The organism is Salinibacterium amurskyense, from assembly GCF_002797685.1.
GTDB lineage: Bacteria > Actinomycetota > Actinomycetes > Actinomycetales > Microbacteriaceae > Rhodoglobus > Rhodoglobus amurskyensis.
In genome coordinates, this window is record NZ_PGFH01000001.1 from 1,312,503 (window position 1) to 1,326,352 (window position 13,850).

The window sequence follows — 13,850 nt, forward strand, 5'->3', positions numbered from 1 at the left end:
CTGCGACGAGTCGCAATCACAGCCAGTCGCCAGCGAAGCGACCGCCCGAAAAGTTACTTCGTGGCGAGGTGAGCGAAGAGGAACCAGCGGTCCTTCTCCAGCCCACGAGCGATCTCAATCGCAACGTCTTCGCTGACCTTGTCGAGCTCACCGAGCTCGTCAACGGCGGTGCGAACGGTCACGAGCGTGGCGTCGATCGCGGCGATAACCTGCGCGATGACCTCGTCGGACTGCTGGAAGCCAGCGGTCATGCTCGGAGTCGTTGCCTTAGCGCCAACGGTCTGCGTGCGAGCGTCGATCGGGAGTCCGAGAGCAACAACGCGCTCTGCGGCCGTGTCAGCCCATTCGCGGGCGTGGTCGACGATGACGTCGAGAAGTTCGTGTACTGCCTGGAAGTTGACACCGCGAACATGCCAGTGAGCCTGCTTGCCGTCGATCGACAGGGCCGTGAGGTCGGTGACGACCGGGCCGAGGAACTGGGCAACACCCGAGGTGACATCAGGGTCTGCTGAGGTCTGCGGAACTGCTTGAATTTCGGTCATTGTGTGCTCCTTCATTGTTCTTCAGATACAACGCTACGCAGCCACAAAAATTTCACAAGCAAGCTGAGGCAACGCTAACCCGCCCGTACGCGCTCTCATCAGTGCTCCGGAGATGTGCGCCATTGCCGCCCGGAGCACGAGCACGGGGGATATCCCCACTGACAGTTGGTGTGCATCCACGCTGGGGCGCGGTCGCCGTTTTCGAGAATCTGTATTCAACGAACATCCGCCCCACTAATGCGCGAGACTGAAGCGAGAGAACAATGACTACAGACACTGTGACGAAACCCCGAAACCCGTATTGGCAGCTCTGGCGAACCACGCCAAAAGAAGTGCTCTATCTGATGCTGAGCTTCCCGCTCGCGATGACCGGATTTGGCGTGGCCATCTCCCTCGTCGCCAGCGGTGTCGGCACGCTCGCCGTATTTTTGATCGGGTTCTTCGTCATGATCTTGGCTTTGTACGTCGGCCGTGGTTTCGGGCTCGCGGAGATCAATCTCTTGGAGTGGGCCGGTCGCGAAAAGATTGCGCGCCCGGATTGGCAAGACGATCGAGCCGCTACCGGATTCGGCGGCTGGCTGGCAGCAACTCTGGGAAACGCCCACTACTGGCTGTACCTCCTCCACACAGTCATCTTGAACTTCGTTCTCACCCTCGTGACCTGGATAATCTCGGTGGTCTGGCTCAGCGTCGGTCTCACCGGAATCTTCGCGTGGTTGCTCGATGGCGAAGTGCAGACGGGCGACCCCAACTGGTCTCTCGGTGAGTGGTTCTTCGGCCTGTTTGGGGTCAACACCGCAAGTTGGAATCTCGAAGTTGCCGACAACATCGTTGTCTTCGTCGTGGGCCTCATCTTCATCGCAACACTTCCCTTCGTCACTCGCGGTCTCGTTCTGACCCACTGGTGGCTGGCCCGCGCTCTGCTCTCCGCGTTCAAGTCGGATGGGCTGCGTCGCGAGGTGCAGTCCCTCGAAGAGTCGCGCGGTGCCGCTCTCTCGGCAGAAGGCCACTCGCTTCGTCGCCTTGAGCGCGACATCCATGATGGACCGCAGCAGCGTCTCGTTCGCCTGCAGATGGATCTCGCGGCAGCGGAACGTCAGCTCGACGCCGACCCCGAGCAGGCGCGCCAGCTGCTCTCCGAAGCGCGAGCGCAATCAGCCGAGGCCTTGGAGGAATTGCGTGCGCTCTCTCGTGGCTTCGCGCCGCCGCTCTTGCTCGATCGCGGCCTCGTCGCAGCCCTCGAGTCGGTAGTGACGCGTGCTGCTGTGCCGACCACCCTCACTGCTGAGCTTCCCACGCCGTTGGCGCTGCCCGGTGAAGTTGAACGGGCGTCGTACTTCGTCGTTGCCGAACTGCTCACGAATGTTGCGAAGCATTCGAAGGCCAGTCACGCCGGAGTGCACCTCGGCACAGAACTCAGCGACGATCGCCCGTGGCTGCTTGTACAGGTGACGGATGACGGCCAGGGTGGTGCTGCAGTGCTTGCCGACCACGGTCTTGCCGGCATCGAAGAGCGTGTGCGCGGTGTGGGCGGACGTCTTGAGATCACGAGTCCTGCGGGCGGGCCGACTGCGGTCACGGCGCGACTGCCGCTGCCCAAGTCGAGTGCAGATCGGGCGCCCGTTGACCTCTAGTCTTAAGCGCATGAGCCCTTTGCGAGTTGCTGTTGCTGATGATTCGGTACTGCTGCGCGAAGGGCTCGTGCGTGTTCTCATCGAAGCGGGTTTCGACGTCGTCGGCTCGTTCGGCGACGCGGATGAACTGCTCGCGAACCTCGATGACTGCGCGCCCGAGCTTGTCGTGCTCGATGTGCGCATGCCGCCGACGTTTCGGGATGAGGGAGTGCGGGCCGCGATTCGCTTGCGTGAACTCCGGCCCCAGATCGGCATCCTCTTGCTCTCGCAGTATGTCGAGGTTGTCTATGCGCAGGAGCTCTTGTCGTCGGGCCGTGGTGGCGTCGGCTATTTGCTGAAGGATCGCGTTGCATCGCTTTCTGAACTGCAGGATGCCGTGGAGCGAATCTCGGCGGGCAGCACGGTGCTTGACCCCGAGGTTGTCGCGCAGCTTGTCGGGCGCCGTCAAGATCCGCTCATGTCGCTCACGCCGCGCGAGCACGAGGTCATGACGCTCGTCGCCGAGGGGCGCACCAATGCCGCTATCGCCAAGCAACTCGTGATCGGAATCGGCGCGGTCGAGAAGAACGTGACCTCAATCTTTCAGAAACTGAATCTCGAAGATTCGGGCAGCGACCACCGCCGGGTGCTTGCTGTGCTCACCTGGTTGCAGCGCTAGCGTCGCTTTTTCTCGCTAGCGAAGGGCACTGAACTTTGTGTTGAGAGTCTTGAGATCCCGGATGCGCCGCTCGAGCGTGATGCCGAGGAACAACACGATCGCGCCGCCGACCACGGCCCACAGCCACCAATCGGTGAGTTGATACAGCGCGACGATTGCGGGAGCAAACGTGTGCGCCGCATGTATGAGGGCGACGACGGCGCCGATCACGAGGGGTGCTTGAAGTCTGAGCCAGGTGCCGGCGACGATAGCGACGACGGAAGCAACGCCGAGAGCAAGGATTCTCCACACCGTGTTGAGACTGTCGGTGGCGATGAATGTCGCGATCAGGCTGGGCAACAGAATGATTACTAACCCGGCGGTGAGCGCGGAGAAGCTGCGAAGTTCGGGGGCGCGTGCCATTCGAATCACGCCGTGGATCAGCACGGCAGCGCCGAGCGGAATGGTGACCCACTCAACGGGAGTGATGAGTCCTCCGAGCGCAGCGATGGCCCCGACGAGGCTCGCGAGCACGAACGCGAGGTAGCTAATGCGGTGCGTGAGCGGTCGTGCCGAAGGGCGAGCCGTCACGAGCAACAGCGAGCTGCCGATCACTACGAGCCCAACGATGCGGATGCTGTCTAGAGCGCTCTCGACGCTGCCAGAGTCGAGCAGAACGAGGGTTTCTATCGCAAACAGCAGCACTAGCGCGGTGCCGAGCAGAATCTCGCTCGTCGGTGCCCAACGCGAATGTGCCGGATCGGTAGTGAAGCTGGTGGAGGCGAGACCGAAGCTGCCCAGGGCGATCACGGCAACGGCACCGAGCAGCCACGAGTCGAGTTCTGGTAATGCGTTGGTGCTCTGGCTCGCCAACACGAGCGCGCGACTACCGGTCGTGGCAATGAGGCCGACGCCGGCGGCGACGATCGCGACACCCCAGAAGTCGACGAGTCGCTCGTGAGGCTCAACAAAGCAGGCGGTGAGCAGCACCGCTCCGCTGAGTCCGGCAATGATGAGCGTGTGCAGTCCGCTGCCCGATGCGGCGTTGAGCCCCAGCGGCAAAACGGCAATGAGCAGTGCGGCGAGCACAATCGCGGGAGCGGAGACGAGGCGTGACTGACGTAGTTCTGCGCGTGCCGTGAACGCGCCCACGATGAGCACGACAGCGGCGAGCGGCAGCACATAGGCCTCAAGCGCTTCGACGCGCCCCTGGTCGAGCCGCAGCCAGAGCGCCCCAGTGCCGAAAGTAACCGCGGCCCACACGAGGTGTCGGCGCGGTGAGTGCGAACCGAAGATGCCATCGCGAGCAATGGATGCCAGCAGCAACGTGATCGAGACCAGCAGCACGATGAGCCAGTGGCTCGCTCGCGGCTCGACGATCGCGTTGGCGGCGGTGATGCCGGCCACGGTGAGTGCGCTGATTTCACTGACGCGGCGCATCCGTGGGTGAAGTCCGCGCACACGCAGAGCCATGCTGGCCGCGCCGACGAGAACGGATGCGGTTGCCGGTGCCAGCTGGATCGCAATGTCGGAGAGCCCCAGAGTGCGACTCGCGCTGTCGAGTGCCCACACCGTTGCTGGCGCGAGGAGCGCGGCTGCTGTGTAGCGGGCTTCGAGCCGGTTGATTCCGACGCGACCCGTCATGGTGAGAGCGAGCGCTAGGAGAGCGGCGGCGGCGATTATGAAACTCACGAGTGGCAGGTTGAGCACTAGCGGTGCTGAGTCGCTGGGTGCGCCGTTAATCGAGGCGATCCACAGCACTGCGGCGGCGAGGGAGGTGGCTCCCAGCCCGATCCACCACACCGTGAGACGATCTGCTGCGGTCGTCTGCGGCGCCGATTTCCAGAACGAGAGCGCCAGTAGCAGCACGCCTGCGGCTCCGACCACGAGCCACGATTCGAGTTGGTTCGGTTGCCCATCAGTGAAGCCGAATTGCAGTTGTTCGCCCACTCCGGCTGCTGCCAAGAGCAGCACGATGCTAGCGCTGCCCAGCAGAGCGGCGCGATCGCCAATGCCGGTCAGCACGGAACGTGCGGCAACCAGTAGCGCAGCAGTAACCACGCTCGCGAGCACCCAGGTGTGGTGGCTTGACCAGCCTGAGCTGTATGCCAGCACGAGGGGGAGCAGTCCACCTGCCGCAATAGTGACGTGGATGCGTCGCGCCCCGTTGCGCCGTCTATCTCGCGCAATCGATACGAGAGCTGCCGTCGCGAGAATGAGCCACGCGATGACTGCGCTGAGGAGCGTGCCTGTCAGCGGAGCGGCGAGGGCAAGGGCGATGCCTGCGCTGCCCAGAACACTGTGCAGGCGGCCGCGCAACTGGCGGGTGAGCCACCAGACAATCGCCATCGCTGCCGGCACGATCAACAGTGTTAGCTGGGGCCAGCCGCCGTTTTCGATGTCGAAGGGCGCACTGCCGGGCGTGATGCGTCGCAGATCTTGTTGCCCGGTAAATTGCAGGGCGACGAAGAGTGACTGAAAGAGAGGGATGATCGCGGCAGTACCGGTGACAATCCAGACACCCACCGCAGCCCAGAAGGTTGCGAGTCGGCCCGCGGCGGCGAGCCGCCTCCCGATAGTTTCGCTGGCAAGCGCTGTGGCCGTGAGTGCGGCTACGACGAGCAACAGGCGGAATGGGGCCGCATCCGCTCCTTCGACCGCATCGTCGACTGCTTCGGCGCGCGGAATGATCGCGATCCAGAGGGCGGCGCCGAGCAGCACGCCGGCCACTGCAGCGAAGGCGTTGTGCAGGCCGGGCATGAGGGCGTTGCCGCGGCCCCAGGCGGCGATGCCGTGGAGTGCTGCCAGCGCAGCGAGTGCGAATACCCAACCGGCGGTGTCATTGTTACTGCTCGCGGTGTGGGTGAACGCCGCGAGGACAAGGCCACCGGCGAAGGCGAAGAGAGCGTAAACAACACAAATAATGCGCTCGGCATAGGCCGTATAGGAGCCGTGCGCCGCGAACACATGGATGAGCGAGGCAGCCGCGAGAGCGACGAGCGCGGCGAGGGCTGCCGTGTCGAAGGTGCTTTCGTCAGCGAGTCCGGCCGCAAGGAGTGCTGCGGCGAGGGGAAACAGTGCGAAGCCCACCACATTGACGAGCACGAGCGCACTTGCTCGATGCCACAGCATGAATCCGAGAGCGGCGAGCAGTAGTGCGCCGCCCCAGTACAGTCGCCCTGCCTCGTCGCCGAGGACCACGAGGTCATTGGCCCTCAGTGCATAGATGTCGAGAATCACCAGCACCACGGCAAGAGCTGAGAGCGCTTCGCCGGTAGCGGAAAGTCCGCGGCGTTTCATGGCAGATGCCGTCACGATGCTCGCGATCGTGATGCTCGCGATGATCGCCGAACGCCAGATGAGTCCGAATGTCAGGAATGCGTAGATGAGGAAGAAGATCGCGCCGATCGAAAGCAACGAGACGCCAACCACAAGCAACAGAACTTGGATGCCGGAGTGCGGCTTGCCTGCCACCTCAGTGCTGGAGTGGGAAGGATTCGCCGGCGGCGAGACTACCGAGTCGTGAGCTGCCGGGGGAGTGGCACCCGGAATTGCTGTGTTCGCACTAGCTGCGGGGGTGGCGGCTGTGGCGGCCGTAGCGGCAGCAACGGTGCGAATGTCGGATTCCGGCGCGGCGGCTGATCGGGCCGCACGGTGAGCTGTCGCCGCCTCGAACGCGGCATATTCGGCATCCCGAGCTTCGTCGCGAAGGCGTTTGCGTTCGGCGGCGGTCTCGAACCGGATCTTGCCGATGAGCTCGAGCCGGGAATCGAGCAGAGTCGCGACGTCGTGTGATTCTTCGCGGAGAAGGGCGGCATCCGGGTGATTGAGATCAAGCCCACATTGTGAGCACACCGCAGAAGGCGGGAGTATGACAAAGCACGCCGGGCATCGCGAGGTGTCGGTGAGGTCTAGCGGTTCACGAGGAAAGAGAACATGGCCTACATGCTCAATGAAGGAACGCGCTGAACTGACCATCTACTCTGACTTCCTTTCGGGAGGAAGTCTCAGAGTAGCGGTGCTGAAAGCCTAAGAAGCGATGAGGCGCGAAAGTGTGGACTGTTGCTGGGCGTAGCCCTTTGCAGCCTGAAGTTCGGGGCGCGGCTTTTCGAGACGGTTGGTCCAGACCTTGCCATCCCACCAGCGAAGCAGGTGGCTACCAGCGGGGTCCGGGTACCAGCCGAAGGGAGGAAGTTGAGTTGCGGTGTTAGACATCGGGGGCGTCCAAGGTGCCCTGCCACGGGGGGCGATACGGGTGTGGCGTTCGATCCAGCCGCCGAGGATCAGTTCGGGGGAACGGCTAGTCCCCAGTATAGGGGGCACGTTTCCGGCCCCACAAGGGGGTACGCGCCTCGGCGAGGGTGACTTCGGTGTGAGAGTACTCGTGGGTAAGATGGAGGAGTGAACATTCTTGGATTTGTAATTTCCTTCGTGCTCTTCGTGGGCGGCATCTACATGATGGGCGAAGCCTTCTACGTTGAGGGTCTGGAGTCTGTCGTGTTCATTGGTGGCCTGCTCGTCACCACTGCGGGGGTCTTCATCCCGATCCACGTAATGAAGCGCGTAGACAGCTAGCACGGCATGGCGAGCCTTCTCAGTCGGCTCGCTCCACTTGCGTTGACCCTTCGAGGGTCAAAACGCATGTTCAGCGATCCCCAGCGAACTCTCGCGCGGATTGCTGAGCTTCGAAAGAAACCTGTCCGGTTCGCCCCTCCGGCGTCGATCTCCAGGCACGTCTCGGTCTCACGCCGCGATGTTGGCGGTTGGCCCGTGTTCACGATTGCGCCCCAGTCCTCTTCGGGCGCCGGCCATGTCGTGTATCTCCACGGTGGAAGCTACGTCTTTCAGATCGATCCGCTGCACTGGAAGCTCATCGCCCGTCTCGTGCGCGCCACCGGAACGACGTTCACCGTTCCGATCATGCCTCTCGCTCCCGACGGCCGTGCTTCCGTGGTTGTTGATCGAGCGGCATCCATCGTTCAATCCGTTGTGGCCGACGTCGGCGCTGAGAATGTCAGCGTGATGGGGGATTCCTCCGGCGGTGGGATGGCCATGGCCGTTTCCATGGAACTGCGCGACCGCAAGCTTCCTCCGCTCCGCTCGATCGTGCTGATTGCGCCCTGGCTCGACATCAGCGGCACCGACCCGATGTTGGCGGAGATTGCTCCGCGGGATCCGTGGCTTGCGGTTCCGGGAACGCACGCGGCGGGGGCGCTCTATCGTGCCGAGCTCGACGAGAGCGACTGGCGTGTGAGCCCCATCCACGGCGACCTCACTGGCCTCGCACCCATCACTGTCTTCACGGGAACCCGAGACCTCGTGCATGCGGATGCGCTGCGCCTTCGTGATCGTGCGCAGAAAGAGGGCATCGCCCTCGACTTCCATGTGGGGGAGGGCATGATCCACGACTACCCACTCTTGCCGATTCCCGAGGCCGCCGAGGCGCGCTCCGTTATTGAGCGCGCAATAACGCGTTAACGAATGAAGGCCGCCTCAGTGAGGCGGCCTTCATTCTGTAATGGAGGGGATACGGAGAATCGAACTCCGGTCATCAGTTTGGAAGACTGAGGCTTTACCATTAAGCTACATCCCCATTTGGTACCCGTTCGTGCTGTGTACCGAGGAATACTGTACCTGAAACCTCGCAAAGTGCGAAGTCGAGATCGCTCAAGGCGAAACTTCCCAGCGAATTGCTGGACGGGAGCCCGATAAACACGGTGAACGGGATGCAAAAGAGATCGATCTTTGGATCTCGTCAACATTCTCTGCGCGCTCAGGCTAGACTTGCCGAGGCCAATTTTGTATCGGCATTGCACTGTGATGCCGCGGCCATGAAACAGCACGGCGCCCCGGGGCGTAGCTCAGCTTGGTAGAGCGCTCGGTTTGGGACCGAGAGGTCGCAGGTTCGAATCCTGTCGCCCCGACGAAATACACCATCGAATTACAGGAGATCCACGACGTGAAGACAACCGTTGAGAAGCTGAGCCCGACCCGCGTCAAGCTCAACATCTCGGTCACCCCCGAAGAACTCAAGCCGAGCATCGATCACGCGTATGGCCACATCGCCTCGCAGATCAACATCCCCGGCTTCCGCAAGGGAAAGGTGCCGCCGCAGCTGGTTGACCAGCGCGTTGGCCGCGAAGAGATCTTGAACCACGCTGTGAGCGATGGACTCGATGGCTTCTACCGCCAGGCTGTTACCGAAGAAGAGATTCGCGTTCTCGGTCGCCCCGAGGCTGACATCGTCACCTGGCCCGAGGTCAAGGACTTCAGCGGAGACCTCGTTCTCGCTATCGAGGTTGACGTTCGCCCCGAGTTCGACATGCCTGCCTACGACAAGCTCACCCTCACGGTTGACGCTGTCGAAGCATCCGCCGACGACGTCAAGACCGAACTCGACACCCTGCGTGCTCGTTTCGGCACGCTCGTCACCGTTGACCGTCCGGCCAAGACCGGCGACTTCGCTCAGCTCGACCTCGTCGCCAAGATCGGTGACACCGAGGTTGACTCCGCAACGAGCATTTCCTACGAGCTCGGCTCAGGTGAACTGATCGAGGGCATCGACGAAGCCCTTGACTCGCTCAGCGCCGGCGAATCCACCACCTTCGAGTCAGTACTGCTCGGCGGAGACCACGAGGGCGAAACCGCCGTCATCAGCGTTTCGCTGCTCACCGTCAAGGAGCGCGAGCTTCCTGAGGCTGACGACGACTTCGCTCAGATGGCTAGCGAGTTCGACACCATCAAGGAGCTCAAGGCCGACCTCAAGGAGCAGGTAAAGCGCTCCAAGTCGTTCGGTCAGGCTTCTGAAGCTCGCGACCAGATCGTTGACGAACTGCTCAAGAGCGTTGAGATCCCCGTTCCCGAGAAGCTCGTTGAAGACGAAGTTCACCGTCACCTCGAGAACGAGAACCGCCTCGAAGACGACGAGCACCGCGCAGAGGTAGTCGTCGCCAGCGAGAAGACCTTCCGCTCGCAGATCCTCCTCGACTCGATCGTTGAGAAGGAAGAGATCAAGGTCAGCCAGGAAGAGCTCACCTCGTACCTCGTGCAGGGCGCTCAGCAGTACGGCATGGAGCCCGGCGAGTTCATCCAGATCCTGGACAAGAACGGCCAGATCCCCGCCATGGTGGCTGAGGTTGCTCGCAGCAAGGCTCTCGCAGTCGTGCTCAGCAAGGCCAAGGTTGTTGACACCAAGGGCAAGGCCGTCGACGTATCGGCTTTCACCGCTCTCGCCAACTCAGACTCTGCTGAAGAAGTTGTTGCAGCAGAGGACGCAAGCGACGAGTCCTAAGCAACACAGTTTTACCCCCTCACGGCCGACTAGTTATCTAGTCGGCCGTGAGGTCGTTAAGGGCGAAAACGTCAGCGTGTGATTGTCTCGACAAAGAGGCGCGCATAGCGAGCGCCGTCGACGCCGAGCGCGACATCGATGCGGCGAGAGCTGTTGTCAGCAGCGCCGTCTTGTTCGTGTCCTGCGGTGCGGTGGTCGACCACGGTTTGACCGCGAGTGAGCGGATCGGCCAGACTGACGCGCACCGGCACATGCACCGTGGTGAGCCCGACCGGATCGATGGCAGCGCAGACCGCACCAGCATCCCCAATATCGCCGTGTCCATCACCGGCAACGCGAACCTCGCCGCCCTTCACCGTGACAAGGTGCTGGAGCAAGCGGCCAGTGAGTTGAGCTCCGGCCTCTGCCGACGCCGCGAGAGTGGCAATCTCGGCGGGCGCAATGGTGACGGCATAGAAAACATCCAAGCCATACATCGTGATCGGAACACCCGCGGTGAGCACGATCTCCGCAGCCTCGGGATCGTGCCACGTGTTGAACTCGGCAACGGCCGTCGCGTTGCCGACAGAGGCCGAGCCGCCCATGAACACGATGCGTTCGACGTTGGCGAGCACCTCGGGGTAGGTGCGCACCAAGAGGGCGATATTCGTCATCGGGGCGAGCGGAACGAGCGTAACCGGAGTGGGGCTCGCGAGAATCTCGCGACGCAACAGCTCAACCGCATGAAGCGGAACGACCTGACGAGTGGATGCGGGCAGGCCGAGATCGGCGAGTCCATCCACGCCATGAACGTGGGCAGCCGGATGCGCGTCGGCGAGTAACGGGCGGTTGGCGCCCGCGGCTACCGGAACATCGCCGGCTCCCGCAGCATCCAGAACGGTCAAAGTATTACGCACGACCTGCTCAAGGCTCGCGTTGCCCGCCACGCAGGTAACCGCTCGCAGATTGACACCGGGGTGTCGCACCGCCAGCATCAGCGCGAGCGCATCGTCAATACCAGTGTCAACGTCGAGAATCATTTGCTGCATGCGGCAATGCTATTGCCGCTGCAGCACTCACCGTGACGGATGCCGTCACCCACAGTGCGAACTATTCAGCGAGCAACTCGGCAGCGTACCCCCGCACCGAGCGTTGATAGATAGGGAGATAGCTCGCCAGGGCCATCAGGGCAACGGCGGCACCCTGCGTCGGATCGCCGCGACTCGTGAGGGCAAGAGCGAGGAAGGCGGCGGTAGGCCCCGTCCACTCATCGTCGGGATGCTCGTGGAGCTGCTGCTCGAGTAAAGCGATTGACTCCTCGATGCGATCGAGATTGCGTAGCGTGCTGGCCAACTGGATGGTCGCACGCGGCATCAGGGCTGCATCCAAGCCATTCTCGATGGCGCGGCGGTAGAGCGGTTCTGCCTCGGTCTCTAACCCGGCATAGTCCCGCGCGCCCGCTGCCTCGAAGAGCGCTTCGGCATCGTCAGGGTCGCGTTCGGCGACAAGCTCATCGATCGCCGAGACAACATCGTGCTCCGCCATGGTGGCTGCGTGGGCCCAAATATCTGCGATTCGATCGCGCCAGTTCTGCTGCATTCGGTGAGCCTACAAGCAGCCTCTGGCGACGCGGTACTTTGCCTAGGGCGAACACGCCAGAATCGCGGGCCGTACTCGGATAGATTCTTACTACGCGATAACTGAAATGGAGCGCAACAATGGCCCAACCGGCATTGGTCTCGAGCATCTTCGACCAACTCCTCAAGGACCGCATCATCTGGCTCGGCTCAGAGGTGCGCGACGCAAACGCGAACGAGATCTGCGCAAAGATCTTGCTGCTCGCAGCAGAGGATCCCAAGCGCGACATTTACCTTTACATCAACTCGCCCGGTGGTTCGATCACCGCTGGCATGGCGATCTACGACACGATGAAGTTCGTTCCGAACGACATTGTGACCGTCGGTATTGGCCTTGCCGCCTCGATGGGGCAGTTCCTGCTCTCCTCGGGTACCAAGGGCAAGCGCTACATCACCCCCAACGCACGCGTGCTCCTGCACCAGCCGTCGGGTGGATTTGGTGGAACCGCCGCAGACATTCAGACTCAGGCTGGCGTCATCCTCGACATGAAGAAGCGCATGGCAGAGCTCACCGCTGAGCAGACTGGCAAGAGCGTCGAACAGGTTCTTATCGACAACGACCGCGACAACTGGTTCACGGCTAAAGAAGCACTCGAATACGGCTTCGTTGATCACCTCCGCGAATTCGCATCCGACGTTGTGGGCGGTGGCGGAACCGAAGACAACGCGTCCGACGACAACGCAACCGGCAAGAAGGACTAATCATGGAGAACTTTAACCTCGGTGCTCAGGCACCCGCAGGCATTGGCCGTCCGGATGCTGACGCTCGCTACATCTTGCCGACGTTCGAAGAGCGCACGGCATATGGCTACAAGCGCCAAGACCCGTACGCCAAGCTGTTCGAAGACCGCATCATCTTCCTGGGTGTGCAGATCGACGACGCATCCGCCGACGACGTGATGGCTCAGCTTCTCGTTCTCGAGAGCCAAGACCCTGACCGCGACATCGTGATGTACATCAACTCACCCGGTGGCTCGTTCACCGCGATGACGGCAATCTACGACACGATGCAGTACATTCGTCCGCAGATTCAGACCGTCGTTCTCGGCCAGGCTGCTTCGGCTGCCGCCGTGATCACCGCCGGTGGAACCAAGGGAAAGCGTCTGGCTCTGCCCAACGCCCGCATCCTCATCCACCAGCCCAGTGGTGGCTCGGAAGGTTCGAGCCAGGCGTCGGACATCGAGATTCAGGCACGCGAAATTCTTCGTATGCGTGGATGGCTCGAAGAGACCCTGTCGTTCCACTCGAACCGCACTCCTGAGCAGATCAACAAGGACATCGAGCGCGACAAGATCCTGAGCGCGGCTGAGGCAATGGAGTACGGTCTCATCGACCAGGTGCTCACGAGCCGCAAGACGCTGCCGGCGATCACGAGCTAACACTCGCTTGTACGCAATTGAGGCGGTCACCCTGATGGGGTGACCGCCTCAATTCGTTAATACGTGTGGTGAGAGAGGGTGAGCCAGCTGACGCGCTGGCTCACCTTCCTTACGGGGACTCGTCTTTCTTGCGTTTGACGGAGATCAAGAAGATCGCCACGCCAGCAATCAGCACGAGCGTGATTGCGGCGCCGATTAACACGATCGTTTCAGCATCGACGCTCGTGCCCGCAGTGGAGCCGTCACTATCGCTGCTGCCGTCGGAGTCTTCGGACGCCGCCGGGGGAGTGCTCTCCTCGAGCGAACCACCGCCGCAGGCTGGCGGGGCATCCAACGCTTCGGAGAGCACCTGATCGGCATCCGGTTGCCACGTGAAGTTGATCTCGTCAGAGATGGTGTGGCCGTCGGCTGACACCAGCTGCCAGAGCATCCGGTACTCACCAGGCTCACCGAGAGCAGCCACAGTGGAGAGCGACTCGTCGCGGATGCTGACGCAGCCGTCGCCGTAGTAGCCGCCGTCGGCATCCAGAATCTGAATCGCGAAACCACCACCGTCCCCGGCAAGGTCGAGCAGTACGTCGTTGGTGGTGACGGAGAACTCGTCGGGCAGCACGGTGAGGGTTTCGCCCTCGAGCGGGGTGCTGTCGACGAGATAGTTATGGGCAGACGCGGGCGCGGCCACGAGCAGCAGTAACGCTGCAAGCGTGGCCGCGCTGAACGCGGCGCCGATGCGAATAACTCGACGCATGAT

The 13,850-nt window shown here is 62.2% G+C and carries 13 protein-coding genes and 2 tRNA genes; 8 read left to right on the top strand and 7 right to left on the bottom strand.

The window, feature by feature from the left end; translation table 11 throughout:
- Positions 1-53 precede the first annotated feature (53 nt).
- Complete coding sequence (locus CLV85_RS06290) at positions 54-542, bottom strand: Dps family protein (protein WP_100388705.1); 489 nt, start codon at positions 540-542, stop codon at positions 54-56.
- A gap of 263 nt (positions 543-805) precedes the next feature.
- Here CLV85_RS06290 and CLV85_RS06295 point away from each other — a divergent pair, with 263 nt between their 5' ends.
- Both CLV85_RS06295 and CLV85_RS06300 read left to right on the top strand, forming a co-directional pair.
- Positions 806-2,176, top strand: coding sequence for a sensor histidine kinase (locus CLV85_RS06295; RefSeq protein WP_100388706.1), 1,371 nt, complete (start codon positions 806-808; stop codon positions 2,174-2,176).
- A 10-nt stretch (positions 2,177-2,186) separates the two neighbouring features.
- Positions 2,187-2,834 (top strand): response regulator transcription factor, encoded by a 648-nt coding sequence (locus tag CLV85_RS06300; RefSeq protein WP_100388707.1) that lies wholly within the window; start codon positions 2,187-2,189, stop codon positions 2,832-2,834.
- 15 nt (positions 2,835-2,849) lie between these two features.
- On the opposite strand, the gene CLV85_RS06305 is transcribed toward CLV85_RS06300, so the two are convergent.
- Both CLV85_RS06305 and CLV85_RS06310 read right to left on the bottom strand, forming a co-directional pair.
- Positions 2,850-6,668 carry an SCO7613 C-terminal domain-containing membrane protein gene (locus CLV85_RS06305; RefSeq protein ID WP_229820281.1) on the bottom strand — a complete coding sequence of 1,273 codons (3,819 nt, stop codon included), beginning with the start codon at positions 6,666-6,668 and terminating at the stop codon, positions 2,850-2,852.
- Positions 6,669-6,842: 174 nt separating this feature from the next.
- A complete protein-coding gene (locus CLV85_RS06310) occupies positions 6,843-7,028 on the bottom strand; it encodes a DUF2510 domain-containing protein (RefSeq protein WP_100388709.1) in 186 nt (61 codons plus the stop codon).
- A gap of 186 nt (positions 7,029-7,214) precedes the next feature.
- Here CLV85_RS06310 and CLV85_RS13415 point away from each other — a divergent pair, with 186 nt between their 5' ends.
- Both CLV85_RS13415 and CLV85_RS06315 read left to right on the top strand, forming a co-directional pair.
- A complete protein-coding gene (locus CLV85_RS13415; protein ID WP_168187183.1) occupies positions 7,215-7,388 on the top strand; it encodes a hypothetical protein in 174 nt (57 codons plus the stop codon).
- Positions 7,389-7,583: 195 nt separating this feature from the next.
- Positions 7,584-8,291 (top strand): alpha/beta hydrolase fold domain-containing protein, encoded by a 708-nt coding sequence (locus CLV85_RS06315; protein ID WP_229820278.1) that lies wholly within the window; start codon positions 7,584-7,586, stop codon positions 8,289-8,291.
- A gap of 41 nt (positions 8,292-8,332) precedes the next feature.
- Here the strand turns inward: CLV85_RS06315 and CLV85_RS06320 are convergent.
- A tRNA-Gly gene (locus CLV85_RS06320) sits at positions 8,333-8,406 on the bottom strand.
- 257 nt (positions 8,407-8,663) lie between these two features.
- Here CLV85_RS06320 and CLV85_RS06325 point away from each other — a divergent pair.
- Positions 8,664-8,737: transfer RNA gene (locus CLV85_RS06325), tRNA-Pro, on the top strand.
- Positions 8,738-8,772: 35 nt separating this feature from the next.
- On the top strand, positions 8,773-10,104 hold the full coding sequence (gene tig, locus CLV85_RS06330) for a trigger factor (protein WP_157847482.1): 1,332 nt from the start codon (positions 8,773-8,775) through the stop codon (positions 10,102-10,104).
- A 71-nt stretch (positions 10,105-10,175) separates the two neighbouring features.
- Here the strand turns inward: tig and CLV85_RS06335 are convergent, their stop codons facing one another.
- Together CLV85_RS06335 and CLV85_RS06340 are read right to left on the bottom strand one after the other, a co-directional pair.
- On the bottom strand, positions 10,176-11,132 hold the full coding sequence (locus CLV85_RS06335; RefSeq protein ID WP_100388712.1) for a nucleoside hydrolase: 957 nt from the start codon (positions 11,130-11,132) through the stop codon (positions 10,176-10,178).
- Between the two features lie 61 nt (positions 11,133-11,193).
- Positions 11,194-11,682 carry a tetratricopeptide repeat protein gene (locus tag CLV85_RS06340; RefSeq protein ID WP_100388713.1) on the bottom strand — a complete coding sequence of 163 codons (489 nt, stop codon included), beginning with the start codon at positions 11,680-11,682 and terminating at the stop codon, positions 11,194-11,196.
- Positions 11,683-11,801: 119 nt separating this feature from the next.
- Between CLV85_RS06340 and CLV85_RS06345 the strand changes: the two genes are divergently transcribed.
- Entirely contained in the window at positions 11,802-12,422 is a 621-nt protein-coding gene (locus CLV85_RS06345) for an ATP-dependent Clp protease proteolytic subunit (protein WP_100388714.1), read from the top strand.
- A 2-nt stretch (positions 12,423-12,424) separates the two neighbouring features.
- Positions 12,425-13,099, top strand: coding sequence for an ATP-dependent Clp protease proteolytic subunit (locus CLV85_RS06350; RefSeq protein ID WP_100388715.1), 675 nt, complete (start codon positions 12,425-12,427; stop codon positions 13,097-13,099).
- 109 nt (positions 13,100-13,208) lie between these two features.
- Here the strand turns inward: CLV85_RS06350 and CLV85_RS06355 are convergent, their stop codons facing one another.
- Complete coding sequence (locus tag CLV85_RS06355) at positions 13,209-13,847, bottom strand: copper resistance CopC family protein (RefSeq protein ID WP_100388716.1); 639 nt, start codon at positions 13,845-13,847, stop codon at positions 13,209-13,211.
- Positions 13,848-13,850: the final 3 nt, after the last annotated feature.